General features: G+C 60.3%; 25 protein-coding genes. 9 read left to right on the forward strand and 16 right to left on the reverse strand.

Annotated elements, in window-relative coordinates:
* The first annotated feature begins 31 nt into the window (after positions 1–31).
* Positions 32–1,585 carry a serine hydrolase domain-containing protein gene (locus HY36_RS07355; protein ID WP_081806093.1) on the forward strand — a complete coding sequence of 518 codons (1,554 nt, stop codon included), beginning with the start codon at positions 32–34 and terminating at the stop codon, positions 1,583–1,585.
* Positions 1,586–1,588: 3 nt separating this feature from the next.
* Here HY36_RS07355 and HY36_RS07360 read toward each other — a convergent pair whose 3' ends face one another.
* The gene (locus tag HY36_RS07360; protein WP_155841782.1) at positions 1,589–2,275 is read right to left on the reverse strand and encodes a hypothetical protein; all 687 of its coding nucleotides are present in this window, start codon (positions 2,273–2,275) and stop codon (positions 1,589–1,591) included.
* Positions 2,276–2,384: 109 nt separating this feature from the next.
* Between HY36_RS07360 and HY36_RS07365 the strand changes: the two genes are divergently transcribed.
* Positions 2,385–4,991 carry a ligase-associated DNA damage response DEXH box helicase gene (locus tag HY36_RS07365; protein ID WP_035550651.1) on the forward strand — a complete coding sequence of 869 codons (2,607 nt, stop codon included), beginning with the start codon at positions 2,385–2,387 and terminating at the stop codon, positions 4,989–4,991.
* On the opposite strand, the gene HY36_RS07370 is transcribed toward HY36_RS07365, so the two are convergent.
* The gene (locus HY36_RS07370) at positions 4,992–6,122 is read right to left on the reverse strand and encodes an acyltransferase family protein (protein ID WP_035550654.1); all 1,131 of its coding nucleotides are present in this window, start codon (positions 6,120–6,122) and stop codon (positions 4,992–4,994) included. It abuts the gene before it with no gap.
* Positions 6,119–7,150, reverse strand: a complete 1,032-nt coding sequence (locus HY36_RS07375) for a sterol desaturase family protein (protein ID WP_051602607.1) — start codon at positions 7,148–7,150, stop codon at positions 6,119–6,121. The genes HY36_RS07370 and HY36_RS07375 overlap by 4 nt, the downstream gene beginning before the upstream one ends.
* Before the next feature lie 168 nt (positions 7,151–7,318).
* On the opposite strand from HY36_RS07375, the gene pdeM reads away from it, so the two are divergent.
* The 4 genes from pdeM (at position 7,319) to HY36_RS07395 (ending at position 11,210) form a co-directional block, all read left to right on the forward strand.
* The gene (gene pdeM, locus HY36_RS07380) at positions 7,319–8,041 is read left to right on the forward strand and encodes a ligase-associated DNA damage response endonuclease PdeM (protein ID WP_035551255.1); all 723 of its coding nucleotides are present in this window, start codon (positions 7,319–7,321) and stop codon (positions 8,039–8,041) included.
* Between the two features lie 220 nt (positions 8,042–8,261).
* Positions 8,262–9,689, forward strand: coding sequence for a DEAD/DEAH box helicase (locus HY36_RS07385; RefSeq protein WP_035550657.1), 1,428 nt, complete (start codon positions 8,262–8,264; stop codon positions 9,687–9,689).
* Positions 9,690–9,767: 78 nt separating this feature from the next.
* Positions 9,768–10,757, forward strand: a complete 990-nt coding sequence (locus HY36_RS07390; protein ID WP_035550660.1) for an NAD(P)H-dependent flavin oxidoreductase — start codon at positions 9,768–9,770, stop codon at positions 10,755–10,757.
* 21 nt (positions 10,758–10,778) lie between these two features.
* The gene (locus HY36_RS07395; RefSeq protein ID WP_035550663.1) at positions 10,779–11,210 is read left to right on the forward strand and encodes a hypothetical protein; all 432 of its coding nucleotides are present in this window, start codon (positions 10,779–10,781) and stop codon (positions 11,208–11,210) included.
* 87 nt (positions 11,211–11,297) lie between these two features.
* On the opposite strand, the gene rnhA is transcribed toward HY36_RS07395, so the two are convergent.
* The 7 genes from rnhA to HY36_RS07430 form a co-directional block, all read right to left on the reverse strand.
* Positions 11,298–11,741 carry a ribonuclease HI gene (rnhA, locus tag HY36_RS07400; protein WP_035550666.1) on the reverse strand — a complete coding sequence of 148 codons (444 nt, stop codon included), beginning with the start codon at positions 11,739–11,741 and terminating at the stop codon, positions 11,298–11,300.
* Between the two features lie 38 nt (positions 11,742–11,779).
* Positions 11,780–12,343: a hypothetical protein gene (locus HY36_RS07405; protein WP_035550669.1), complete on the reverse strand. Its 564-nt coding sequence runs from the start codon at positions 12,341–12,343 to the stop codon at positions 11,780–11,782.
* Complete coding sequence (locus HY36_RS07410; protein WP_035550670.1) at positions 12,340–12,831, reverse strand: hypothetical protein; 492 nt, start codon at positions 12,829–12,831, stop codon at positions 12,340–12,342. Before HY36_RS07410 ends, HY36_RS07405 begins: the two co-directional genes overlap by 4 nt.
* Positions 12,828–13,808, reverse strand: coding sequence for a homoserine kinase (locus tag HY36_RS07415; RefSeq protein WP_035550672.1), 981 nt, complete (start codon positions 13,806–13,808; stop codon positions 12,828–12,830). The genes HY36_RS07410 and HY36_RS07415 overlap by 4 nt, the downstream gene beginning before the upstream one ends.
* A 9-nt stretch (positions 13,809–13,817) precedes the next feature.
* A complete protein-coding gene (locus HY36_RS07420; RefSeq protein ID WP_035550675.1) occupies positions 13,818–15,311 on the reverse strand; it encodes a spinster family MFS transporter in 1,494 nt (497 codons plus the stop codon).
* A gap of 28 nt (positions 15,312–15,339) precedes the next feature.
* Positions 15,340–16,857 carry a spinster family MFS transporter gene (locus HY36_RS07425; protein WP_035550678.1) on the reverse strand — a complete coding sequence of 506 codons (1,518 nt, stop codon included), beginning with the start codon at positions 16,855–16,857 and terminating at the stop codon, positions 15,340–15,342.
* A gap of 141 nt (positions 16,858–16,998) precedes the next feature.
* Positions 16,999–17,868: a hypothetical protein gene (locus tag HY36_RS07430; protein WP_035550681.1), complete on the reverse strand. Its 870-nt coding sequence runs from the start codon at positions 17,866–17,868 to the stop codon at positions 16,999–17,001.
* Positions 17,869–17,945: 77 nt separating this feature from the next.
* Here HY36_RS07430 and HY36_RS07435 point away from each other — a divergent pair, with 77 nt between their 5' ends.
* A complete protein-coding gene (locus tag HY36_RS07435) occupies positions 17,946–18,623 on the forward strand; it encodes a Fe2+-dependent dioxygenase (protein WP_035550684.1) in 678 nt (225 codons plus the stop codon).
* Here HY36_RS07435 and HY36_RS07440 read toward each other — a convergent pair.
* Genes HY36_RS07440 through HY36_RS07450 form a run of 3 tightly spaced genes read right to left on the reverse strand, consistent with a single transcriptional unit; the run spans position 18,620 to position 20,363 of the window.
* Positions 18,620–19,108, reverse strand: coding sequence for a DUF1772 domain-containing protein (locus HY36_RS07440; protein WP_035550689.1), 489 nt, complete (start codon positions 19,106–19,108; stop codon positions 18,620–18,622). The genes HY36_RS07435 and HY36_RS07440 overlap by 4 nt on opposite strands.
* Positions 19,105–19,509, reverse strand: a complete 405-nt coding sequence (locus HY36_RS07445; protein ID WP_035550692.1) for a DUF4345 domain-containing protein — start codon at positions 19,507–19,509, stop codon at positions 19,105–19,107. The genes HY36_RS07440 and HY36_RS07445 overlap by 4 nt, the downstream gene beginning before the upstream one ends.
* Positions 19,506–20,363, reverse strand: coding sequence for an NAD(P)H-binding protein (locus HY36_RS07450; RefSeq protein WP_051602608.1), 858 nt, complete (start codon positions 20,361–20,363; stop codon positions 19,506–19,508). Before HY36_RS07450 ends, HY36_RS07445 begins: the two co-directional genes overlap by 4 nt.
* 102 nt (positions 20,364–20,465) lie before the next feature.
* On the opposite strand from HY36_RS07450, the gene HY36_RS07455 reads away from it, so the two are divergent.
* On the forward strand, positions 20,466–21,011 hold the full coding sequence (locus HY36_RS07455) for a TetR/AcrR family transcriptional regulator (RefSeq protein WP_273279285.1): 546 nt from the start codon (positions 20,466–20,468) through the stop codon (positions 21,009–21,011).
* Here the strand turns inward: HY36_RS07455 and radC are convergent, their stop codons facing one another.
* Positions 21,012–21,701 carry a RadC family protein gene (gene radC / locus HY36_RS07460; protein WP_035550696.1) on the reverse strand — a complete coding sequence of 230 codons (690 nt, stop codon included), beginning with the start codon at positions 21,699–21,701 and terminating at the stop codon, positions 21,012–21,014.
* 130 nt (positions 21,702–21,831) lie between these two features.
* On the opposite strand from radC, the gene HY36_RS17765 reads away from it, so the two are divergent.
* Positions 21,832–22,461 carry a cupin domain-containing protein gene (locus HY36_RS17765; protein ID WP_051602609.1) on the forward strand — a complete coding sequence of 210 codons (630 nt, stop codon included), beginning with the start codon at positions 21,832–21,834 and terminating at the stop codon, positions 22,459–22,461.
* Positions 22,462–22,463: 2 nt separating this feature from the next.
* On the opposite strand, the gene map is transcribed toward HY36_RS17765, so the two are convergent.
* Together map and HY36_RS07475 are read right to left on the reverse strand one after the other, a co-directional pair.
* Positions 22,464–23,285: a type I methionyl aminopeptidase gene (gene map / locus HY36_RS07470; protein ID WP_035550699.1), complete on the reverse strand. Its 822-nt coding sequence runs from the start codon at positions 23,283–23,285 to the stop codon at positions 22,464–22,466.
* Positions 23,286–23,372: 87 nt separating this feature from the next.
* Positions 23,373–23,609, reverse strand: coding sequence for a hypothetical protein (locus tag HY36_RS07475; protein WP_035550702.1), 237 nt, complete (start codon positions 23,607–23,609; stop codon positions 23,373–23,375).
* Positions 23,610–23,628: the final 19 nt, after the last annotated feature.

The following is a 23,628-nucleotide window of genomic DNA, read 5'->3' on the forward strand; positions in this document are numbered from 1 at the left end:
AAGATCGGGCCGATCCAGAGGAGAATCACGCATGCGCGCAGTCCGGAAGTGTCTTGTATCCCTGTCCGCCTTGGCCGCCGTGGCCATGCCCGCCATCGCAGAGGAAGGCGGCACGACGCGAGCGCTGGAGGATGCGCTGGCCGCGGGCTACAAGGCGAGCTTCACCTGTTCGGCCCTGTTCACCGCCGGCCAGACGCCCGCAGAGATCCGCCAGAATGAACTGTCCGGCATTTATCCTGATTACCAGCGCAGTTTCGACAAGCTGCCGGATGCGGTGATTGATGCCGCGCGCAAGACGGTGTCCGTCACCTATTCGACCAGCATGCCGCCGCGCATTGCAGCCTGGCGCCCCGGCTTTGGCTGCACGCAGCTGCCTGTGGGCGCAGAAGAGGGCGCGCTGAACTTCCTGCCGCGCTTTGCCGCCTGGCCGGAGTTTTCAGGCGAAGACCGGGGCAGCGCCATCGGCTCGAACGTGAAAGTGCAGCTGCGCATCGAAGAGGCCGAACGGCTGGAAGCGCCGGTCTCGTTCGCCTTTGACGAACGCTCCTACGGCAATGGCACGCGCACGAGCGCTGTGGTCGTGGTGAAGGATGGGCAGGTTGTGGCCGAACGCTATGCCCGCGGCATCGACCATGAAACGCCGCAGCGGACATGGTCGGTCGCGAAATCCATCACGGCGACCATTCTGGGCGCGGCGCGTCGCAACGGGCATATTGATCTGGATTATCCGGCGGTGATCGCTGACTGGAACAATGGCGCAGACCCGCGCCGTGAAATCACGCTGCGCGACCTGTTGCAGATGGCCAGCGGCCTCGATAGTGGCGAGACGGGGTCGCGCACGGACCGCATCTATTTCGGCGGCGGGCGCGTCGTGGACCAGGCGGCGTCCAAGGTGATGGAAGTGAAGCCGGGCACGCGGTTCAAATATTCCAACAATGACACGCTGATCGCCATGCGGTCCTTCCGCGAGTCTCTTGGCACGGATGATTCCTATCATCGTTTCCCGTATGAGAAATTGCTGCACAAGATCGGCGCGGTGCACACGACGCTGGAAGTGGACTGGAACGGCGATTTCATCTCGTCCAGCCAGGTCTGGTCGACAGCGCGCGATCTTGCGCGGATCGGCCAGCTCTATCTGCAGGATGGCATGTGGGGCAATGAGCGCCTGCTGCCGGAAGGCTGGGTGGAATTTGTTTCGTCCCCCGGACCGGCCCAGCCGCTGAGCGGCGCAGGCTATGGTGCGCAATTCTGGCTGATGAATGATGCCGAGGGCATCCCGGCCGGCACTTATTACATGGCGGGCAATCGCGGCCAGTATGTCGTGATCGTGCCGAGCATGAATGCCGTGATCGTACGGCGCGGCTATGATGTGATCGGCGGTGCGCGGTTTGATATCAATGCGTTTACGCGGGACGTGCTGCTCAGCCTTCAGGCGGCGGACGATGCCCGGGCGGAAGAGGCAGCCCAGCGCGAGCAGATCGAGTTGGAAATCCAGGCGACGATCGACGCGCGCCGGGCCCGCTCAGACCGCGCGAAGGATGCCATCCGGGCAGAGATTCTCGAAAAGTACGGCCTCGAGGAATAGCGCCTATCTGGAGCCGGTTCCGGAGTTCGGGATCGGTGTCAGGTTCGAGATGATCTGACGGTCGGACTGGCTGAAGCTTTTCATCATGGCAGAGCCTTCGACGGTGACATCAAGGCTGGCGACATGGGTGCGGCCATCGGGGGCACGGTCACACGCGACTTTCATCTCGAACTGCTTGATCTTTGCGACCGGCATCGGCTTGAACGGCTTCTCCGCCATCATCTCGTAATTGAGAATGCCGGGCGCGGTCTTGTCCACGACGACTTTTCCGATGAGGTGCTTGTAGATCTTGTCCATGTCATCTGGCTCTGCGCCGGGCTGCGGTCTGAAGCTGTAGGTGGCGGTGGTGTCTGTCTCACTGACAAGCGTCGCATCTGCGACGGGAATGTTCTCGGCAAAATCCTGGCACCAGATTTCGCCATCTGTATTGGCTTTCATGTTCTCGACCCGCTTGGCGAAGTCCTCGCTCCAGTCTTCAGGTTCAGGTGAAATCACGCTGAGACGCTCGCCTTCCGGCTGGCTTGGGTCTACCCGCATGAGCGCGTCGACCTCTCCGGCGGAAAGCGTCAGGTCAAACGCATAGAGCGGGCCCTCCGCAGACGCGGCGAGCGCTTGTTCCAGAGGGGATTGGGCAAGGGCAGGAGCCGCCAGCGCGATCAGACTGGCAGACACAGCAAGGGAGCGGAACATGGCGGGCCTCATATTGGTTCTCTGAAAAATAGGTTTGGCCTGAGCCAAGCTGAACGCATAGTGAAAGAAAGCCAAATACTGCAATTCTTGCGAGATTTTAATTTCAATCATGGCTGATTCCGCCGTTTCTCCATTCTTCTTGCCAGAACCGTTTGAGGCCTGGTTCGCCGGACGCGGCTGGAAAGCGCGGCCGCACCAGCTGGCACTGGCGGAGCAATCCCTGAAAGGCGAAAGCGCGCTACTGATTGCGCCAACCGGTGGCGGCAAGACGCTGGCGGGCTTTCTGGGCAGCCTGATTGAACTGAGTGAACGCAAGCGGGCGGCAAACTCTGACCGGCCCGCCTTGCACACGCTATACATCTCCCCGCTGAAGGCGCTGGCAGCCGATGTTCAGCGCAATCTGATGGGCCCCGTCGAAGAGATGGGGCTAAACATCAAGATCGAGAGCCGGACCGGAGACACGCCCAGCCATGTGCGCCAGCGGCAAAGGCGGACTCCGCCGGACATCCTGCTGACCACACCGGAACAATTGGCGCTGTTTATCGCCTCCGATCATGCCAGGGAATTCTTCGCGGATCTGAAATGCGTGATCGTGGACGAGATTCACGCAATGGCCGCGTCGAAGCGGGGGGACCTTTTGGCGCTGGGCCTTGCGACGCTGGCGAGTTGGGCGCCGGCGTGCCGGTTTCTCGGTCTGTCTGCGACGGTGCGCGAGCCGCAGACATTGGCGGACTGGCTGGATGTTCGGAATGGTCCTCCCCCGCTTGCGGGGGAGGTGGGCGCGCAGCGGTCGGAGGGGGCGGGTGGCGCAAAGACCCCCCTCCGCCCTTCGGGCACCTCCCCCGCAAGCGGGGGAGGAGGGAGCGGGAATGTTCGTATCCTGACGGCGGACGGGGGCGTGTCCGCCGATGTCGACATTCTGATCTCCCAGCAGCGAATCCCATGGTCGGGCCATTCGGGGCGGTTCGCCGTGCCCGACGTATACGACGCGATCAAGCGCGCGACGATGACGCTGGTGTTCGTGAATACGCGCAGCCAGGCCGAACTGATGTTTCAGGAGCTATGGCGCGTAAATGAAGATGGTTTGCCTATTGCGCTGCATCACGGCTCTCTGGCGCGGGAACAGCGCACAAAGGTCGAGGCTGCGATGGCGGCGGGCTTGCTGAAGGCGGTGGTGTGTACATCCACATTGGATCTTGGCATTGACTGGGGCGAGGTGGATCTGGTGATCCAGATGGGCGCACCGAAAGGGGCTGCGCGCCTCATCCAGCGCATCGGCCGCGCCAATCACCGGATGGATGAGGCGAGCCGGGCTGTCCTTGTGCCAACGAACCGGTTTGAGGTGTTGGAATGCCGCGCGGCAGAGGCAGCCGTCGAAGCGGGCGAGATCGACGGGGAGGGAATCCGCGAGGGCGCGCTCGACATACTGGCCCAGCACGTCATGGGACGTGCCTGTGGCGACGGGTTCCAGCTGGAGGAGCTGTATGACGAGATAATCCGTGCGGCGCCCTATCAGAATCTGTACTGGGAAACCTATGAGCGGATTGTCGATTTCGTGGCGAGCGGTGGCTATGCGCTGAAAACCTATGACCGGTTCCACCGGATCGTGCGGCGGCCGGACGGCGTATGGGTGGCACGGACGGCGCGAGACGCGCAGGCGCACCGGATGAATGTCGGGGCGATTGTGGAATCTCCCATGCTGTCGGTGCGGCTGGCGAACTTTATTGGCAAGGAAAAGCCGGGAGAGAAACGGGCCGTACGCGCCAGCCTGAAGCTGGGCGAGATGGAGGAATATTTCCTCTCTACCCTCACGCCGGGAGATACGTTCCTGTTTGCGGGCGAAGTGCTGCGGCTGGTCGGCGTGGACGGCATGGACGCGCTGGTGGTGCGGGCGGTGAGCGAGCAGCCAGCCATTCCTTCCTACAATGGTGGCAAGTTCCCGCTGACGACGTTTCTGGCAGAGCGTGTGCGCCATATGATTCACGATCCTTCTCAATGGGAGGGGCTGCCAGACCCCGTGCGGGAATGGTTCGAGATCCAGAAGCTGAAATCCGAAATTCCGCCACCGGACCATCTGCTTGTCGAGACCTTCCCACGCGGCGGGCGTTTCTATCTGGTCTGCTATCCGTTTGAAGGGCGGCTGGCACACCAGACGCTGGGCATGTTGCTGACCCGGCGGCTGGAACGGATGGGCGCCAAGCCGACCGGATTTGTGGCCAGCGAATACGCCATGGCGGTCTGGGGGATGGAGGATATGTCCGGTATCGACATGGAGGCCCTCTTCCATCCGGACATGATGGGGGATGATCTGGAAAGCTGGCTGGACGAGAGCGCGCTGATGAAACGGACCTTCGGCCAGTGCGCACAGATTTCCGGCCTCATCCACCGGAACCTTCCGGGCAAAGAAAAGAATTCCCGGCAGGTCAGCTTTTCCTCTGATCTCATCTATGACGTGCTGCGCAGTCATGAGCCGGATCACATTCTGCTGCAGGCCGCCCGTCAGGATGCGGCGACGGGCCTGCTGGATGTGCGCCGCCTGTCAGATGCCCTGGTGCGCATTCGCGGCAAGATCGACCATCAGGCCCTGAAGAAGATCAGCCCCTTCGCTGTGCCGGTCATGCTGGAGATCGGCAAGGAGCCGGTGTCCGGGGAGTCGGTGCAAGATGCGCTCCTGGGCGAGGCCGAGGCCGACCTGGTGCGCGATGCGATGGGATGACTAGATCGGAGATGTCCGAAGTTTGAGGGAGGCTATTCGCTCAAAGATGTTTCGGGTTATCCGCTTCCAGTGCCCAAGGCGTCGTTCGGAAATCTCCGCGAGCAGGAAACATGCGACAAGCGTGACGATTGTCATAACGATGACGTGTACTGTGTTCACCCCGTCATAGCCCGGCAGGCCGTGCAGGAAGGTCAGAATCGGATAATGAAACAAGTATAATGAGAAGGTTGCGCCTGAACACCATCGCACAATGGCTTCCATACGGGCGCCGATCCAGTTCGCCTCACTGGCAAGTCGGTAGACGCCCAAGAAATGTAGGGACATCAAGACTGCGAGAAGGGTGTTCCAGAGAAATTCGTCGGAAAAGCCCAACACATCATAGGGCCGTGAGTCTTGTCCGAGCAGCACGAAGGTTGCACTCAACAGACGGTCAGGTAGGTCAAGTGCCAACGCGCCGGCATATAGAATCCAGGGCGTGATTGCGAGAAGCCAACCCATTGGCAGTGACAGTTTCGTGGCATGTCCGCGCTGAACGAATTGTTGCAAAACGACGCCCAGAACCCAGCAAGGCGCCAGCAGCAGCACAGACGGGCCGACGATGAGTGCCATCAGGCTGAGGAGCAGAATACGCGTACGACCACGGCAGAACACGGCGACGCCGAAGCCGGCATAGTACCAGGCTTCATAAGCAACCGACCAGAAAGGTCCGTTTGTGCCGACGCGAATATTGTCAAACCAGGCATGGGTTGTGAAAGTAAGGGCCCGGAACACTTGCCCAGCCGGGTCCTCGGCATTGTACCACCACCCTTCGTAGGCATGTGGCATCAATTGTGCGCCCAGCGTGTCGATCACGAAAGTGAAGACGAGTGCTGGAATGATGACTGAGTACAGACGGGCAAGGCGGGCTTCTGCGTACACCGCAGCGCCGCGATTGCGGGCGAAAGTCGTATAGGCGATCACGAAACCGGACAGGACAAAGAACAGGACCACGGCGTCACTGCCCAAATTCAGGTCCCGGATCCACTGCATGTTGCCCTGTGTGAACCGATAGTAGCCGATGTGGGAAGCCAACACGACCAGCGCGGCAAGGAAGCGGATTATATCCAGGTAAATGGAGAAGCCGCGAGTCATTCGGTCAGGACTCCTGCGACTGGGCGGGCGGGGGAACGAGCGGCCTGAGCGGCTTCGACAAACGGAACCGCGTAGGCCGTGACCAGTGATGTGTGGGTCTGGGGTTCCGGACGGCCGGCCCGGTCGGCAACACCAAACTGCAGTGTCTCGCGCCTCTTGGGGACGTACAGTGTACCAAACATCCAGTCCCAGACAGCGAAGACAAGTCCGTAATTCTTGTCGTGATGGCGTGGGGCCATGGAGTGGTGGATCTGATGCTGGGCCGGGCTGATGAAAATGTGATCCAGAACCGGTCCGAAATCGAGCCAGATGTGTGAGTGGCGCAAGGCCCCGCCTGCAAAGTTGAAGGCGATGAAGACGACGCTCAGACCGAACAGGGTGGCAACGTCATACATGCCAAAGAGACCATATATGACTCCAATCACGGGCCCGATACAAATGGCGTTGAAAAATGTGAGCAGGAAATCGAATACCGGATGATTGCGCTTGGCCGTCAGCAGTGTGAGGTGTTCTGCACTGTGATGCAGCTTGTGAAAGGGCCACAGGATACGGTTCTCGTGATGAAAGCGGTGATTGACATAATAGGCGAAGTCGCTCGCCAGAGCTGCGAGGAGTGCAGCCAACAACAGCATTGGGAAAGACAGCGTGCCGTCTGCAGAATTGCCGTGTACGCCTGAACTGACAAAGTGCGCAACATTCACGACGATCAGCAGCCGCAGACCGCGCGACAGTATCAGGCGGAGCGGATCAAACAGGTGATTTGCCAGGAAGACCTTGGCATCGACAAGCGATGATCGGGAAAAATAGATATGGGAAGGGACCAGATAGTTGACGAGGCCGCTGAAACCTTCCTCACGAAGTGATTTGCGATTGATGGCCCAGAGAGATGTGCCGATGAGCAGGAAGGCGACAAGGCCTGTCCAGTGCGTGCGGTCGCCAGGGCCAAAAGGCAGCAGGCCGAATATCCAGCCACTCAGTCGCTGCGCGCTGCCGAGGGCATCGGTCCAGGGGGCTGCAATTTCTGTCATGTCGAATGACCCACCACGCTTGTTTTGTTGTTTTGCGTGAGGAACAGCCTAGGGAAATATGTTTAAATGCATGTAAAGAAAGGTGATTTTCCCGGCGCTGCAGCGGCTGGCACCGATCATGGTTTCCTCAGATTGACGGGCCCGGTCGACGCGTCCAATTCTATTGTCATGACAGCCGCTGCGAAGAAGCCCTCTGAAACACATCTGCATCTGGCCGGGGAGTTGCTGACGCCGCTGCCGGAAGGGGCGTTGTGGTGGGCGGCGGAGCGGGTGCTGGTCGTGTCGGACCTGCACTTCGAGAAAGGCAGCGCGTTTGCGGCGCGGGGCCAGTTGTTGCCGCCCTATGACACGGCGGCGACGCTCTCGCTGGTTGAGCGGCTTTGCGCGCTGCTGAAGCCGAAGACCGTGATCTCCCTTGGCGACAGTTTCCATGATCGCGCGGCGGAGTTGCGGCTGCCGGAAGACTATGCGCGCCGCATTCAGGCGCTGACCTCGGCGCATGACTGGGTCTGGGTAGAGGGCAACCACGATCCGGACCCGCCAGCGCATCTGGGCGGCCGTGCCAGCAAGGTGCTGCGCATTGGCCCGCTCGTCTTCCGCCATGAGCCGACAGGCGAGCTGGGCGAGATCGCCGGGCATTTGCACCCCGCAGCAAAGATTATCGGGCGGGGACGTTCGGTGCGTCGGCGCTGTTTCGCCAGTGATGGCGCGCGACTGGTGATGCCGGCCATGGGCGCGTTTACCGGCGGGCTGAATGTGCTGGACAAGGCCTTTGCGCCGATCTTTCCGGAAGGGGCGATGGCGTTCGCCCTAGGACAGGAGCGTGTGTTCATGGTGGCGGCGAAGAGCCTTGTTGCCGATATACCACGCGGAGCACGCTGGACACTCTGATACAGACAATAAAGTTTGGAGATGCGGCCAATGCATGCCATATGCCGCCTCAGCAGGGCGAAACGCTGCTGCTCTCGCATTGATCGTTACCTTTTCCGGTGCCGCGTCGAGTGCGCAACACACCGGGATGCCGATCAAAAGCAGGCTTCCTAAAACTTAAAGCCTAACTGGGCGCGCGGACTGTTGAGTCCGCTCGGCGCCCGCATATGAAAGTATTGATTTGACACAGTTTACCGAACTCGGCCTGGCCGAGCCGATCCTCAAGGCAATTGCCGTTGAGGGATACACCAAGCCGACCCCAATTCAGGCGCAATCCATTCCAACCCTGCTGGAAGGGCGCGACCTTGTTGGCATCGCGCAGACTGGCACGGGAAAGACGGCGGCCTTCGTGCTGCCGCTGCTGAGCCGCCTTGCTGCCAATCCGGGACGCCCGCAAGCGAAATCCGCCCGCATCCTGATCCTTGCGCCAACGCGTGAACTTGCCGCGCAGATTGCGGAAAGTGTTCGCATCTATGGCAAGGAAATGAAACTGAGCACCACGATTGTCGTCGGCGGCGTGAAGCCCGGCGGCCAGGTGCGCGCGCTGGCGCGCGGCGTGGACGTGCTGGTGGCAACGCCGGGACGCCTGCTGGATCATATGGAAACCGGCGCCGTGAAGCTGAGCGGCACCGAAGCCGTTGTGCTGGATGAAGCCGACCAGATGATGGACATGGGCTTCCTGCCGGCGATCCGCAAAGTGATGAAGGCCATTCCGGTGCGCCGTCAGACATTGCTGTTTTCCGCCACGATGCCGAAGGAAATCCGCGCGCTGGCGAACGACTTCCTGCGCGATCCGGCCGAAGTGACGGTAGCGACCGTCTCCAAGCCTGCCGAGAAGATCGATCAGGCCGTTTACATGGTGCAGGGCACGGCCAAGCCGCGCCTTCTGGCGGAAGTCCTGTCTGTCGACGATATGGACCGCGCCATCGTGTTCACGCGCACAAAGCATGGCGCTGACAAGGTCGTGCGCTTCCTTGCCAATGAGGGCCTCTATGCCGAGGCAATTCACGGCAACAAGAGCCAGAACCAGCGTATTCGCGCGCTGAACGCGTTCAAGAGCGGCAAGGCCCCGATCCTGGTGGCTACAGACATCGCCGCGCGGGGCATCGACATTGATGGCGTCAGTCATGTTGTGAACATGGACATGCCGAACCTGCCGGAATCCTATGTCCACCGCATTGGTCGCACGGCCCGCGCCGGGCGCAGTGGCATCGCGCTGTCCTTCGTTGGCAATGATGAGCGCGGCTACCTGCGTGACATCGAAAAGCTGATCGGCCGCAAGATTGACCGGATTGACCTGCCGGAAGACATGGCGCTGGACCTGTCGCTGCCGGAAGAGCCGGGCCCGCATACCAAGCAGAGCCGGGGCAGGGGTGGCCAAGGCCGCGGCGGTCAGGGCGCTGGGCGTCGTCAGGGCGGCCAGTCGCAAAATCGCGCGCGTTCTGGCGGTGGCAAAGGCCCCCGCAAGAGCGGTGGCAAGCCCGGCGGTGACCGCAATGGCGGCAATCGTCCAGCTGCGCGTGCAGAGTCCGGCCAATCCGGCTCGCACCAGGGTGGTGGGCAGAAGCGCCGGTCGCGTCCGAAGAAGTCCTGGTCGCCTGTCGGCTAGCGGCTCTTTCCCCAATGTCAGCCTTGTTTCCGCGACCTCATTCCGCCAAGGATAGGCCGGAAACAAGGAGGATATGCCATGAAGACTGCCATCACCGAAATGTTCGGAATCGAGCATCCGATCATCCAGGGCGGCATGCATTATGTCGGGTTTGCCGAAATGGCAGCCGCCGTGTCGAACGCTGGCGGTCTGGGCGTGATCACCGCCCTCACGCAGAAAACACCTGCCGACCTCGCCAATGAGATCGCGCGGTGCCGGGATATGACGGACAAGCCGATTGGCGTGAATGTCACCTTCCTGCCAACCGTGAACACGCCGGACTATCCGGGCTATATCAAGGCCATCATCGAAGGCGGCGTGAAAGTCGTCGAAACGGCAGGGAACAACCCGGCGCAGGTTTTGCCTGTCCTGAAGGATGCCGGCGTGAAGGTGATCCACAAATGCACCGCCGTGCGCCACGCGCTGAAGGCCCAATCGATTGGCTGTGATGCTGTGTCGGTCGACGGATTCGAGTGTGGTGGACACCCTGGCGAAGACGACATTCCGAACATGATCCTGTTGCCGCGCGCGGCGGATGAGCTGGAAATTCCGTTCGTTTCGTCCGGTGGCCAGGCGGATGGCCGCAGCCTTGTTGCGTCGCTTGCGATGGGCGCATCCGGCATGAATATGGGTACGCGCTTCATCGCGACGAAGGAGGCGCCTGTGCACCAGAATGTCAAAGACGCAATCGTGGCAGCCTCCGAACTGGACACGCGTCTCGTCATGCGTCCGCTGCGCAACACGGAACGCGTGCTGACCAATGCGGCGGTCGAGCGCCTGCTGGAGAAGGAACGCGCCCTCGGCGCCGACCTGAAATTCGAGGACATCATCGAGGAAGTTGCGGGCGTTTACCCGCGCATCATGAAGGAAGGCGAGATGGACGCCGGCGCATGGTCATGCGGCATGGTGGCCGGTCTGATCCACGACATTCCGACCTGTAAGGAACTCATCGACCGAATCATGAAAGAAGCCGAGGACATCATCTCCAATCGTCTGGCGGGCATGCTGTCAGGCAAGGTTCCGGCCTGATCCAATCTGAAGGAAATCCACATGATCCGACTCCCCCTGTTCGCCAGCGCCTGTCTCGCCCTCGCCGCATGCGGTGTGGGAAGCCCTGCTGACAGTAAAGCCGCCAAGGTCTGCAACACCATGCTGGCCGGGGATCCGGAGATTGTGGAAGACCTTGCAGAGGATGGCGACACGATCGAAGTCTATTGCGGTTGCTATGCGACACTGCTCGCCAACAAGACTGAAGACGCTCAGGCAACGATCCTGAAAGTGTCCCAGGTCGTGTCCGACATCCGCGCGGAAAACGACCTTCATCTGGAAGAGGCTGCGGGCCGCCTGATGGCCGATTTCATCGAAGATGGCAGCAGCCCGACCTATGGCGTTACGCGCGATGGCTTCGAGACCACGGGCAGCTATATTGACACAGTGCGCCGTGCGCTGAACAAAGAAACAGGTGCCTGTGCGGCGTCCTGATCGTCAATAGAATCTGCGAACTGAAAAGGGCCAGCCGGTAAAATTACCGATTGGCCCTTTTTCTGTGATATACCGTGCCGGGACTGTCTAGCGCCCGCGGGCTTCCTCTGTGCCGCGGCGGGCAAGCTCATCAGCCTTTTCATTGCCCGGATCGCCCGCGTGCCCTTTCACCCATTTCCAGGTGATGTCGTGGCGCTGGCAGGCTTCGTCCATTGCCATCCATAGGTCCTGGTTCTTGACCGGCTTTTTGGCGGCGGTTTTCCATCCGTTGCGCTTCCAGCCATGAATCCATTTGGTCAGGCCGTCTTTCACATAGGTGGAATCAACATGCAGGGTGACCTTTGAGGGCTTCTTGAGCGCGTTGAGCGCTTCGATCACGGCCAGCATTTCCATACGGTTGTTGGTGGTGGCCTTGTCTCCGCCCCAGAGTTCCTTGCGGTTCTCGCCCGCGACAAGCAGTGCGCCCCAGCCGCCAGGGCCGGGATTGCCGCTGCACGCGCCATCAGTCCAGATTTCGATCAGATCAGTCATGGCTTTCAGGTGAGGGGCTTTGGCGAAACCGTCAAGCGTCAGAAGACGCTGATATCGGCCGCGTGGAGCTGTTCAGCCGGGCGCACGATGGCGAGAAACAACAGGCCGCAGAGCAGGCCGGCCAGCGCGCCGATGCATCCGCCGGTCAGGACTGCGCCAAGCCCGGTGAGCGGGGAGGATGAGATGCCGAATCCCCCTGTCGTTCCGCCGACGAGCAACGCGCCCCAGATGCTGGCCCAGCGCAGATAGGGCGCGCGACGCTTGATGCCCCGATGCGGGAACCGACCAATGGACAGGCCCATGGCCAGCCACGCTGCCGGAACGGTGATGAAAAAGAGAATGAAATTGAACAGGGCCATCAGGCTGGCCATCTGGATGCCCATCATAAAGCCGGAAGGCGACGCATTGTATCCGGATACGAGGCCTATATCTTCAAGCAGGCTGAAAACGGCCACGACACCAAGACCAATCAGCGTAACGCTGAAACAGGCGGCGAGGGACGCCAAGAACAGGCCCAGCTTCACGCGGCGGATCTTTCCGGGGCCATATCCTGTCGCATAGGCGGCGGTCGTTCGTGGCGTTTGGGTGTCGGCTTCACTCATGGATGCAGTATCCGATCCGGGCGTCGGATCAGCCAGAATATGCTTGCTGACAGGAGTCCGGTGATCGGCCCCGATACCAGGGCCGGGCCCATCTGCAGCACGGTCATTGGGGTTCGCCAGCCACCTGTGACCATGAAGTAGGCGAGCATAACCAATGTACCGGCCACAAGCCCTGCCAATCCGTATGTCATGACGCTGGTCATTCGCCTGCGGAGGAAAAAAGTGTGCAGTGATAGTCCACCGATGAACATTGCCGGCCAGCCAAGCATGATGCCGAGGAACAGGCCGACGAAGCTGAACCCGACAAGGCTGGTAGCCATCTCTCGAAGGGTCGCCTGACGATAAACGCCGGAGGTGATTTCCGTCTGGAAGATCAGTTCAGGAAACATGACGAAGGCGAGGACAGTCGCGGTGAGGGTGGCGGCGAAGATGGGTGCGACCAGCGCGGCGCTGATCAGGGTCACCCATTTTCGTCGTCCAACTGTCATGCACCATAGCCTTCCGCATTCGTCACCTTGCGATGGAAGGCGAGGCGACCGGCATATTCGAGGGGATTTTTGGGCTTTACGAGGGCACCTTCGGGCGTCGACGTCCAGTCCACCATCCGGGTCAGGAAAAAGCGCAAGGCCGCGCCGCGGGCCAGCAGGGGCAGGGCGTCCCGCTCAGCAGGCTCCAGCGGGCGCACGCTTTCATAGCCCGCAATCAGATTTGCGCCCTTGGAATAATTGAAGTCGATCGCACCACGCCCCGGATTGTCGTCAAAGGCCCAGGCGTTCAGGCAGATGGCGAGATCATAGGCCAGCGCATCCGTGCAGGCGAAATAGAAATCAATGATACCGGAGAAATCCTCGCCGAGGAAAAATGCGTTGTCCGGGAAGAGGTCTGCATGGATGGTGCCACGCGGCAGGGTGAGGCTCTGCGGTTTCGCCTCTGCGATATCGGCAAGGGCCTCATCGATCAGGTCCGGCAGGCTGGCTTGCAGTTTGGCGGCTTCTTCGGACTGGCCCTGCCAGAGATGTGGCCATGCGGCCGGTCCAAGACTGTTGTCGCGCGTCATCGGAAAATCCGAGAGCGCCACATGCATCCGAGCGAGACCTTCGCCGAGCCCGCGACACTGGGCCGGGCTGGGGCGTTTCGGGCTGAGCCCTTCAAGGAAGGAAACGATCACCGCCGGGCGACCTTCCAGCGTGCGCAGGGCCTTGCCATCGCGCGCCATGATTGGCTGCGGGCAGGGGAAGCCCTTGGCGGACAAGTGCTGTTTCAGGCCGATGAAATAGGGCAGATCATCGGCGTTCACGCGCTTTTCAAACAGGGTCAGGATGAAGCGCCCTGATGTCGTTTCGAGATAATAGTTCGAATTCTCGACGCCCTCGGCAATGCCCTTGAAAGAGAGGGCCTTGCCGAGGTCATATTCATCGAGGAACGCGGCCAGCGCGTCATCGGATACTTGGGTGTAGACTGCCATGCGGACCGATTAGGCCGTCTTGGCCACCATGTCACGCTGCAGCGTCTTGCCAGCCAGCAGATAATGGATGGCTGCCCATGCATAGATCGTTGCGAAGATGATGATCGACCATTGCAGGCCGCGAGCATCCGCGCTGGTACAGGCGGCGGCCTGATCGGCGCTGAGGCTTGCCGTTTCCTTGCAGAGGTCAAGGGTCAGACCAAGATCTGCGCCAGACAGCATCATCGTTTTCAGCACGGTCGATAGCAGGCCAATCAATGTGGGCCCGAGACCGAGACCGATGAGGTTCACGACGAACAGCGTGATGGCCACGGCGGTTGCCCGGGTGCGAGCATCCACGACGCCGGCTGAGACGGCATACATTGGCCCAAGGTAGAAATAATGCAGCATCGCAGCGGCCATCAGCGGCGGCAGCATCAGCGCGACCGAGGGGCTGAGATACCCCATCCAGTAGAGCGGGACTGACAAGCCCATGCCGAGCGCTGGCATCCATGACAGGGCGGTCGGATAGCGCTTGGCCAAGCGGTCCGCCAGGAAGCCCGACAGGAAGACACCGATGGCTGCCATCAGGCCGAGCACGAGGGAGAAGATCAGCGCGGCTTCTGTCAGCGACAATTCATGCGTGCGCAGCAGGAAGGAGGTGGAGAAGGCCGCGATGCCATATCCGGCAAAGGAAGCGAGCGCTGCGCCGAAGACGACATGAACATAGGTCGGCTTCTTGCTGAGCTTTTTCAGGGCGGCGCCGAATGTTTCGCGCTCGGGCTTTGAGGCGTTTGGCGGGTCAGTGTAGCCGCGTGGTGGCTCCTTCACAGTAAGCCCGATGATCAGAGCGAAGAGCAGGCCCGGCAGGCCAACGGCGATAAAGGCAATGCGCCAGCCTTCGAGGCTTTTCCAGTCGAGCAGGCCGGTTGCCCAGGACCAGCCCCAACCTTCCAGCAGCGTGTGGACGTTTTCTCCGGTGACGTAATCATTGATCGGACCTGCCGCGAGGCCCGCGCACATGCCGCCGAGCGGTACGCCAAGCGCGTAGATAGACGCGGCGGTGGCGCGGCTGCCGGGCTTGAAATAGTCCGCGATCACGGACTGAGCTGGCGGGGTGCATCCAGCTTCCCCGACGCCGACGAGCAGGCGGCAGACAAACATGCTGGCGAAACCGACGGCCAAGCCGCACATCACGGTCATCAAACTCCAGACCGCCAGCGACAGGATAATGATCATCATCCGGCTGGTTTTTTCCGAAACGCGCGCAATCGGAATGCCCAGCGTGGTGTAGAAGGTTGCGAAGGCGAGCCCGCCCAGAAGACCCATTTGCCAGTCTTCGAGATTGAGCGAGTTGCGGATCGGGTCCGTCAGGATGCCGAAGATCGACCGGTCGATGAAGTTGAAGATGTAGACGACCAGAAGAGAGCCGAGCACATAGGCGCGATAGCCTTTGGTTCTGTATCCGGTTTCGTATCCGGGCTGTTCGCCGGAGGGAGCAGAGGCGGCGGTCGTGTCTGTCATGCTACGTGTCTCTTTCCGTCACTGGGATTCAGGTGCCCATACCTGCAGTCGGGGCATCGGGATTATACTTGTCGTTCATGAACGAACGGGCCGCCATGAAATAGCAGCCGGCGGCGGCAAGGAAGAACAGCACCGTCGCAGCCATGGAATGGCGCAGCCCATTTGCATAGGCGCGGCAGAGTTCCGGTCCCTCTGCGCCCAGCGCGGCCGGGTCTGTGCCGCAGAGGCGCGGATTGAAGGCTTCTGCGAAAGCTGAAAGCCCAGCCTTGGTGATTTCCTGACCCATGAAGAAGTCACTCATCGCACCGACAAAGAGCGGGCCAATGCCATTGCCGATCAGGCTGACGATCAGTAGCAGGACGGCGATTGTGGTGGCGCGCGATTGCGGGCTGACAATGGCGGTGCCGACCATGTACTGGCTGGACAGATAGGCGTAGTGCATCGTGCCTGCGATGATCCAGAGCCCGAAGGCGAGCTCGATTGAGGGAGCAAAAAAGGCTCCGACATAGGCGGGCACAGCAATCAGCAGACCCACGCCGGGCAGCCAGGCCGAGATCGATCTGAATCGGCCTTCGAGCTTCTCGGAAATGTAGCCGCCGAGGAAAGTTCCGAATGCGGCAACCGCCGCCAATGGTGCACCGTACAGCACGGCCGCATCGCGGACGTCGATGCCATGCACGCGTTGCAGGAATGGTGCCTGGAAGCTGATCAGGCCATAGCCAACAAAAGCGACCAGCGCAGCGCCCAGTGATAGCCACCAAAAGGTTGGCTTTGGTGAGAACTCCCTGAACGCGTCAAAGAATGGCGCCTTCTCCGCAATTTTGGCCGAAGGTGGGTCGGAATAGCCCCGCGGCGGTTCCTTGATCGTGAACATGACGATCAAGGCGATCAGCACACCGGGCGCCCCCACCAGAACAAAGGCAATGCGCCAGCCTTCCACCGTGGCCCAGTCGAGCCCGGTAAACAGGCCACCAAGACCGATAGACTGGACCCAGGCACCGAAATCGGCCCCCTTGATGCCGGCAATTGTACCGCCGAACAGTTGGGCCAGCACGCCGCCAAGTGTCACGCCCATGGAATAGATACCAAGCGCGCCGGCACGGCTCTTGGGTGGATAATAGTCGGTGATGAGCGAATTGGCGGGAGGGGTGCAGCCGGCCTCGCCTACGGCCACGCCAACCCGGAATATGAGCAGCCAGATGAAGCCTGATGCCACACCGCACAGGGCCGTCATGACGGACCAGATGATGATGCACAACCCGATGATCAGGACGCGATTGGCCCGGTCGGCCCACATGGCAATCGGAATGCCCATCGCGGCGTAGAACAAGGCAAAGGGCGGACCGGACAACAGGCCCCATTGTGTATCGTTCAGTTGGAAAGAGTTGATGATCGGCTGGGCGACAACCGAAATCAACGTGCGATCAATGAAGTTGAGCGTGTAGACCAGCATGAGGGCTACGAGCACATAGGTGCGATAGCCCTTGGAGCCGAACCCTGTGATGTGGCCATCTGTAGCTGTCTGGCCAGCTGTCGTGTCGGTCATCCGCCGAACTCCTCCCGAAAATACCGGGCGCGTCTTGGCGGCGCCTCTACAAGTCGCCCTACGGTAATGTGATGCGCGGGGCGCGCAAGGCCTTCCTTTACGACAGATCGTATCGAAGGCCCTGCGCGGGTAAATTTGCTGTTACTGGCTGAGTTCCAGCTGAACTTCGGAAGCAGCCACCGCCAGCGCCGATGCGTCCGCATCAAGCGAATCGGGGCGTAGCGCCGTCGGGTAAGCTTCTGCCAGCAGGGCCAGCGCGGACCGGATCGCAGAAGCGGCGTTGGCATTCTCTGCTTCGATTGCGGCTTCGTTCTGGCTGAACGTCAGCTCGGCCGCCTTGTAGAAGCCATAGCCGTCCAGATAGGTCTCGTAGAAATCGGAATCGATCGACAGGACATACATGTCAGACGCGCGCTCAATTTGGTCTGATGCGACGCTGGCGCTGACCATGGCGTCGGACATGTCGGTTTCCGGTGCGCTTTCAGCGGCCTTGTCCAGCGCTGCGAGGATCTCATCGGTCCGCGCATTGATTTGTTCCTGACTTTCGCCCGCGAAAACGGCGGCTGATGTGTCGGAGAAGAGGCCGGTAAAGTCTTCAACGCCTTGGGAGGCGAAGACTGGTTCCATGTCAAACAGCACTTCAGAGACTGGGTGAGCAAACATCTCCGCAGCGGCTTCAGTTTTGCCTTCGGCATAGGCATCACGCGCAGCCAGAACGTGGGCGGCAGCAATTGCGATGGCTGATTTGTAGACCACCGGATCGGTATAAGCAGCCTCGATGGTCACACCACCTTCACCTTCGCCGGCTTCTGTAGCTGGAGCAGCAGCATCGGCTTCAGCGCCGTGATGGTCGCCGCCTGCATGGCTGTTGGCTTCAGTCTCGGAAACTTCAGCCGCTGCCGGTGTGTCTGCAGGCTTGGTTGCTTCGCCGCAGCCAGCCAGTGCGCCGGTCATCAGGACCGTGCCCAGACCCAGACTGGTCCACTGCTTCAATTTGGTGTCAAAAGCCATGATAGAGTTCCTTATTGCGTCGATCTGCTATAGCGGGGAATTACGCAAATGCAAACTATTCGCAAGTAGGCCTACCCATGCTTTTGACCCTTTCTGATGTACTCGACCGTGAAGAACTGGATGAGACGCTGAAGCTGATCGGTGGATTGGGGTGGCGGGATGGTGCCGAAACGGCGGGCGGGACCGCCCGGGCGGTGAAACACAACCAGCAGGCAGACCTGACCTCGCGTCTCGGCACGCAGGTTCAGCACAAGCTGAAAGCCAGGGTCGAGTGTCATCCCGTGCTGCGCGCTGCGGCCCAGCCCCGTCAGTTTTCCAAGTTGATCGTCAGCCGGACCGAGGCGGGTGGGGGATATGGCCACCATGTCGACAACCCATTCATGCCGATCGGCACGTCGCGCCTGCGGACGGATTTCTCCTTCACGCTGTTCCTGTCAGAGCCGGACACTTATGAAGGGGGGGAGCTGGAAATCGAGTTGGCGGGCATGACGCAGTCCGTCAAATTGCCGCCGGGCAGCCTGGTCCTGTATCCGTCAACGACACTACATCGCGTCGCGCCTGTCACGTCCGGCACGCGTCTGGCCTGTGTGGGATGGATCGAGAGCGCGATTCCGGATGCAGCAGTACGAGAGATCCTGTTCGATCTGGAGAATTTGCGGTCCAGCCTGGTCGGCAAGCTGGACCTGCAATCTCCGGAAATGCTTGTCCTGTCGAAAAGCATCTCCAATCTCACCCGCCGTTTCGGGCAGAGCTAGGACAAGGCCATCGCTGCCAGCAGGTAGCAGATTGCGGAAGCAATCGACCCAAGGGTGCGGACATGGTTCCAGCGGGTCCAGACCACGCCATAGGTTTTCCAGTAATTGGCGGCGTCCTGATCGCGATGGGGCAGGCGATCAAGTCGCTCATTCATCGGGACGTTCCCGAACATGGTAACGCCCAGCACGGTAACGATATAGATGGCCGAGCCTGTGAAGATCATGGTCTTCGCCGCGCCATCCTGCGTCTGCCACGCAAGCAGGGACATGACGAGCATGACCGGGACAAGTCCCAGCAGGGTCGCCAGGAAGACCGACCGGAACACTGTCCGGTTGATCTGCTGCATGGATTCAATGCCGCCGGACGGTGCTGCGCGGACAAGCCCTGCCATCACGAAGTCAGAGAATGACTGGAATACTCCGCCGACCAGCGCGGCGGCCAGTCCGACCGCAAGACAGATGTATGCGAACAATTCGGCGCTCATTTTACCGCTCCTGTGGCTTTCTTGTGTTGTAGCAAGGCGAACAGGCTGAGCGCGCCAATAGCGAGTTCGATGAAGGTGGCGAGTTGAAGACTGTGTGAGGGCATTCCGTCCAACACGATGCTGACCAGACGGGACAAACCGTATGTGCTGTAAATCAGCGCGGAGAAGACCAGACCGGTTTGCATCAGGTTGTGTCGGATGGCGCCGCCCAGCGCGACCAGTGAGCACAGAAGCAATAGTCCGCCGGGCGCGCGGATTTCCGATAACAGGCTGGCATCCGTTCCGAGACTTATGCCGCTTGAGGCGAGGAAGGCGTGCGGTTGGAACAGGACCGCCAATCCGATGGCAAGTCCTGTCGTTCCCGACACGGCCAGCAATATGCGGGTCAGTGGCTGAGTCATGCCGCATCCCTCCAAAGGCCGGCTGCTGCCATTTCGCGGGCAAATTCTGAAAAGTCTTTCGGCGGACGGCCCAGCGCGCGTTGGACGCCATCAGTCAGGTGCGCGTTGCGCCCGTCAAGGACATTCGTGAACAGATAATCCAGCAGCCAGATCTGGTCATCAGGGGCGCCAGCCTGACGCAAGCCCTGAAGAAAGTCTTCCGATGGAATGCGGACGAAATTCACGAGGCTTCCTGTGGCGTTGGATATCTCCTGTGCCACGTCTTCAAATGTCATCAGGCGTGGGCCAGTGACTTCGTAGACTTCACCAGTGTGTCCGGTTTGCGTGAGGGCGGCAACAGCGACGTCTGCGATGTCGTCAGCGTCGATGAATGGCTCCTGCACATGGCCGACAGGCAGGGTGATGTGTCCCGACAGGACAAGCGGCAGGAACTCACCTTCGGAAAAATTCTGGTTAAACCAGCTGGCGCGGACGATGGTCCAGTCAATACCGCTTTCCTGAACAATGCGCTCGCTGGCCTGCGCATCCGGCTCTCCGCGCCCGGACAGCAAGACAAGGTGCTTCACGCCGAGCGCCTTTGCCCGATGGGTAAGCTCCTGGATTGCATCTTTGGCCGCTGGAACGGCAAGATCAGGTGTGTAGCTGATGTAAACGGCATGCGCCCCTTTGAGGGCGGCGTCCCATCCGGCGGGAACTTGCCAGTCAAATGCAGGAACTGCGGAGCGCGAGCCGATACGTGTCTCGACGCCCATGCTTTTCAGCCGGCTGACAATGCGTCGGCCAGTCTTTCCAGTTCCGCCTAACACGAGAACGGGGCCCGCATGCTCAATGGGTTGGCGAGTTGTCTGTGGCATCGTGATTCTCCTTTGCTTGACACCGTGTAAAGTTGACATGGTGTCAAATGCGCTTAGCTTGACATCATGTCAAGTGAGAATCCCGAAACCCGAGAAAAAATTATGCGCGCGACCTGGAACTTGCTGGAGAAATCTGGTGGGGCAGGGGTGCGGATGAGCGATATCGCCAAGGCCGCCGGCATCAGCCGTCAGGCGGTCTATCTTCATTTTCCGACCCGCGCCGAATTGCTGACCAGCACCGCGCGCTACATGGACGACGTTCACGATATTGATGGCAGTCTCGCGGCCAGCCGCGCTGCCTCAGGTGTTGAGCGGCTGGATTTGTGGGTCGAAGCGTGGGGCAACTACATTCCGAAGATCCACGGCGTAGGTCGTGCGTTGATCGCCATGCGGGACACGGATGAGGCAGCTGCCGCAGCGTGGGGCGATCGCATGCAGGCCGTCCGGCATGGTTGCGCAGCGGCAATAGGCGCGTTGGAGAAGGTTGATCGCCTGAAGGCGGAGTTTACCTCGGAAACCGCTACGGATCTTCTCTGGTCGATCCTGTCAGTCGAAATGTGGGAGAAGCTGCGCTTTGAATGCGGGTGGTCACAGGAAGATTACGTCCTCCGCATGCAACGCCTCACGCGCAACAGTCTCGTCGGCTGATCAGATCAGGCCAGCCGCTTTCAAACTCGTTACGCCGCCCGTGCCAGCGATGAGGTGATCGTGCACGGTGATGTCGAAGGGATCGAGCGCGTCGATGATCTCGCGGGTGACATCTATATCTGCGCGGGAAGGCGTGGTGTCGCCGGACGGGTGGTTATGCACCAGAATGAGCGCCGACGCATGCAGTTCCAGCGCACGCCGCGCTACTTCGCGGGTGTAGACCGGTGCGTGATCGACAGTGCCATGCCCCATGACTTCGTCTGCGATCAGCTGGTTCTTGCGATCCAGGAACAGGATACGAAACTGCTCGCGTTTCTCGTGTTGCAGTTCGGTGCGGACATACTCGACCAGCGCCGACCAGGATGAGATCGCCGTTTTCTTTTGAATGTTTTCCCGAGACGCGCGAGCGTTGAGTTCGGCAATCGCCTTGAGATACGCCGCCACGGTTTCACCTATGCCGGGCACCTGGACCAGATCGCGACTCGGGGCGGCGAGAATTGCCGAGAGGCTCCCGAATCTTGCCTGAAGCGCCTTGGCAATAGGTTTCACATCCCGGCGCGGAATAAAGGCCATCAGCAGAACTTCGAGCACTTCGTAGTCATCCAGAGATGAAGCGCCGCGTGCCAGCAGCTTGCTGCGCAAGCGCTCGCGATGCCCTTTCCAGTGGGGGATTTCAGGTGCCGTGCTCATTCCGGTTGAAAGACCACGAAAAACGTTCGCGATAAAGGTTCTTCAGCGCAAACTTTTCTTGAAGCGGCTTTCAATGATCAATCCTTCATCATAACATTTTTGTCTGGGAAATCCGTGGGAGGACGACTGAATGTTGAAATATGTATTGGGACTATCGGGCGCGACGATTGCGCTGGCCGCTTGCGCGTCGGCTGAGCCGGGCCATCACCACAATCCGGATGGCACGCATGCCGAAGGGGTGCATGCTCATCCCGACAAGCTGGTTGTGGCCGGCGCCGGAAAGACGGTTGAGAACCCGTTTCATCCCGTCCGCCTGCTATTGTCTTCAGAGGAGTCTGCGGGCGATGTGACGGTATACGAGTTTGAGTTGCCGCCTCGCAGTCCCGGTTCTCCGCCGCACACTCATACACTTGAAGACGAATATTTCTACGTCACCGAAGGCGTCCTGAGTGTCATGTCGGGCGACCAGATTCTTTCTCTTTATCCGGGAGACTTCGCTGCGCTCAATCGGGGCAATACGCACATGTTCTGGAATGCCAGCGATAAGACCACCAAATTGATCATGACAACGACGGGCGGCTCCTTTGAAGAGTTCATGGCGAGCGCCGCCCCTCGGATAGCGGATGCGCAGCCGGACTCAGCCGAAGCCGCAGGAGCAGTCATAGGACAGCTGGCGGCGGAGCACGGCATCATGATTTCGATGGAGAAGATGCCAGAGGCCGCGGCGCCTTTCTATGCGCCACCCCCACCGGCCGAATAAGCCTAGAGCTCGACCTTATGGGGCTGGTGCAAGCCTTTCGGCGAAGACGTGAAGATCTCCACGCCGTCTTCGGTAACGCCGACGGAATGCTCGTACTGTGCCGACAGCTGCCGGTCACGCGTTACAGCGGTCCATCCATCGGGCAGGATCGCGGCGTCCTTGCGACCGAGGTTGAGCATTGGCTCTACGGTGAAGAACATGCCCGGTTTCAGTTCGGGGCCGGTATTGTAGGCGGACGAGTGAACCACATTCGGCTCATCATGGAACAGGCGGCCGAGACCGTGGCCACAGAAGTCTTCGACGACTGACATCCGGTTCAACCGGGCAACTTCGGAAATCGCGCCACCGATGTCGCCAAAGCGTTTGCCGGGGCGAATCTGTGCCAGTCCTGCCATCAGCGCATCATAGGTAACGTCCATGAGGCGCTCTGCCTTGCGCTTGACCTTTCCAACGCCATACATGCGGGAATGGTCGCCGTGCCAGCCATTGAGGATCAGCGTTACATCGATGTTTGCGATGTCGCCTTCCTTGAGCGGTTTGGCGTTCGGGATGCCGTGACAGATCACGTGATTCAGCGAGATGCAGCTGGCATGGCGGTACCCACGATAGCCAATCGTCGCTGAGGTCGCGCCATGATCCATCACGAACTCGCGCACCAGATTGTCGAGATGTTCGGTTGTGACACCCGGCTTTACCTCTGGCACCAGCATGTCGAGACATTCGGCGACCAGACGGCCGGCCTTGCGCATGCCGTCGAAGCCTTCAGCATCATGGATGCGAATTTCGCCTGTGCGCATCGGCAGCAGGAGGTTGGTGTCGGTCATCAAAGCGAGCCTTTCGGGGGCGTTTGTGCGGTCTATTTGCCCCTAAATAGCAATTTGGCTCCGACAATTCTACCGCCGTGCCTGCAATCATGTACCCGAGGTGTCTTCGCGCTTTTCGGCTGAGGCTTCGGCTGATTCCGCCGCCCGTTTGAGCTGGTCGCGTCGCGTTTCGTCGAAGCGCTCCGGTTCCTGGTAGATTTCCCGGGTACTTTCCTCACTGATCGACTCGGCTGTGCGCGATTTCAATCGACCACGGCTGACACCCCAGACAAGGGCTATCAGTAGAAGCAGGGCACCAATTCCATAAAGAATTTCCGGTTCCATTGGGCGACTCCCTTTCAAA

Origin of the sequence: Hyphomonas atlantica corrig., assembly GCF_000682715.1 — a bacterium.
In the GTDB taxonomy this organism is placed as follows: Bacteria; Pseudomonadota; Alphaproteobacteria; order Caulobacterales; family Hyphomonadaceae; genus Hyphomonas; species Hyphomonas atlantica.

Bases quoted from the DNA above. Each gene is read 5' to 3' on its own strand.
- HY36_RS07355 (WP_081806093.1), top strand. From the start codon at position 32: ATGCGCGCAGTCCGGAAGTGTCTTGTATCCCTGTCCGCCTTGGCCGCC.
- HY36_RS07360 (WP_155841782.1), bottom strand. From the start codon at position 2,275: ATGTTCCGCTCCCTTGCTGTGTCTGCCAGTCTGATCGCGCTGGCGGCT.
- HY36_RS07365 (WP_035550651.1), top strand. From the start codon at position 2,385: ATGGCTGATTCCGCCGTTTCTCCATTCTTCTTGCCAGAACCGTTTGAG.
- HY36_RS07370 (WP_035550654.1), bottom strand. From the start codon at position 6,122: ATGACTCGCGGCTTCTCCATTTACCTGGATATAATCCGCTTCCTTGCC.
- HY36_RS07375 (WP_051602607.1), bottom strand. From the start codon at position 7,150: ATGACAGAAATTGCAGCCCCCTGGACCGATGCCCTCGGCAGCGCGCAG.
- pdeM (WP_035551255.1), top strand. From the start codon at position 7,319: ATGACAGCCGCTGCGAAGAAGCCCTCTGAAACACATCTGCATCTGGCC.
- HY36_RS07390 (WP_035550660.1), top strand. From the start codon at position 9,768: ATGAAGACTGCCATCACCGAAATGTTCGGAATCGAGCATCCGATCATC.
- HY36_RS07395 (WP_035550663.1), top strand. From the start codon at position 10,779: ATGATCCGACTCCCCCTGTTCGCCAGCGCCTGTCTCGCCCTCGCCGCA.
- rnhA (WP_035550666.1), bottom strand. From the start codon at position 11,741: ATGACTGATCTGATCGAAATCTGGACTGATGGCGCGTGCAGCGGCAAT.
- HY36_RS07405 (WP_035550669.1), bottom strand. From the start codon at position 12,343: ATGAGTGAAGCCGACACCCAAACGCCACGAACGACCGCCGCCTATGCG.
- HY36_RS07410 (WP_035550670.1), bottom strand. From the start codon at position 12,831: ATGACAGTTGGACGACGAAAATGGGTGACCCTGATCAGCGCCGCGCTG.
- HY36_RS07415 (WP_035550672.1), bottom strand. From the start codon at position 13,808: ATGGCAGTCTACACCCAAGTATCCGATGACGCGCTGGCCGCGTTCCTC.
- HY36_RS07420 (WP_035550675.1), bottom strand. From the start codon at position 15,311: ATGACAGACACGACCGCCGCCTCTGCTCCCTCCGGCGAACAGCCCGGA.
- HY36_RS07425 (WP_035550678.1), bottom strand. From the start codon at position 16,857: ATGACCGACACGACAGCTGGCCAGACAGCTACAGATGGCCACATCACA.
- HY36_RS07430 (WP_035550681.1), bottom strand. From the start codon at position 17,868: ATGGCTTTTGACACCAAATTGAAGCAGTGGACCAGTCTGGGTCTGGGC.
- HY36_RS07435 (WP_035550684.1), top strand. From the start codon at position 17,946: ATGCTTTTGACCCTTTCTGATGTACTCGACCGTGAAGAACTGGATGAG.
- HY36_RS07440 (WP_035550689.1), bottom strand. From the start codon at position 19,108: ATGAGCGCCGAATTGTTCGCATACATCTGTCTTGCGGTCGGACTGGCC.
- HY36_RS07445 (WP_035550692.1), bottom strand. From the start codon at position 19,509: ATGACTCAGCCACTGACCCGCATATTGCTGGCCGTGTCGGGAACGACA.
- HY36_RS07450 (WP_051602608.1), bottom strand. From the start codon at position 20,363: ATGCCACAGACAACTCGCCAACCCATTGAGCATGCGGGCCCCGTTCTC.
- HY36_RS07455 (WP_273279285.1), top strand. From the start codon at position 20,466: ATGCGCGCGACCTGGAACTTGCTGGAGAAATCTGGTGGGGCAGGGGTG.
- radC (WP_035550696.1), bottom strand. From the start codon at position 21,701: ATGAGCACGGCACCTGAAATCCCCCACTGGAAAGGGCATCGCGAGCGC.
- HY36_RS17765 (WP_051602609.1), top strand. From the start codon at position 21,832: ATGTTGAAATATGTATTGGGACTATCGGGCGCGACGATTGCGCTGGCC.
- map (WP_035550699.1), bottom strand. From the start codon at position 23,285: ATGACCGACACCAACCTCCTGCTGCCGATGCGCACAGGCGAAATTCGC.
- HY36_RS07475 (WP_035550702.1), bottom strand. From the start codon at position 23,609: ATGGAACCGGAAATTCTTTATGGAATTGGTGCCCTGCTTCTACTGATA.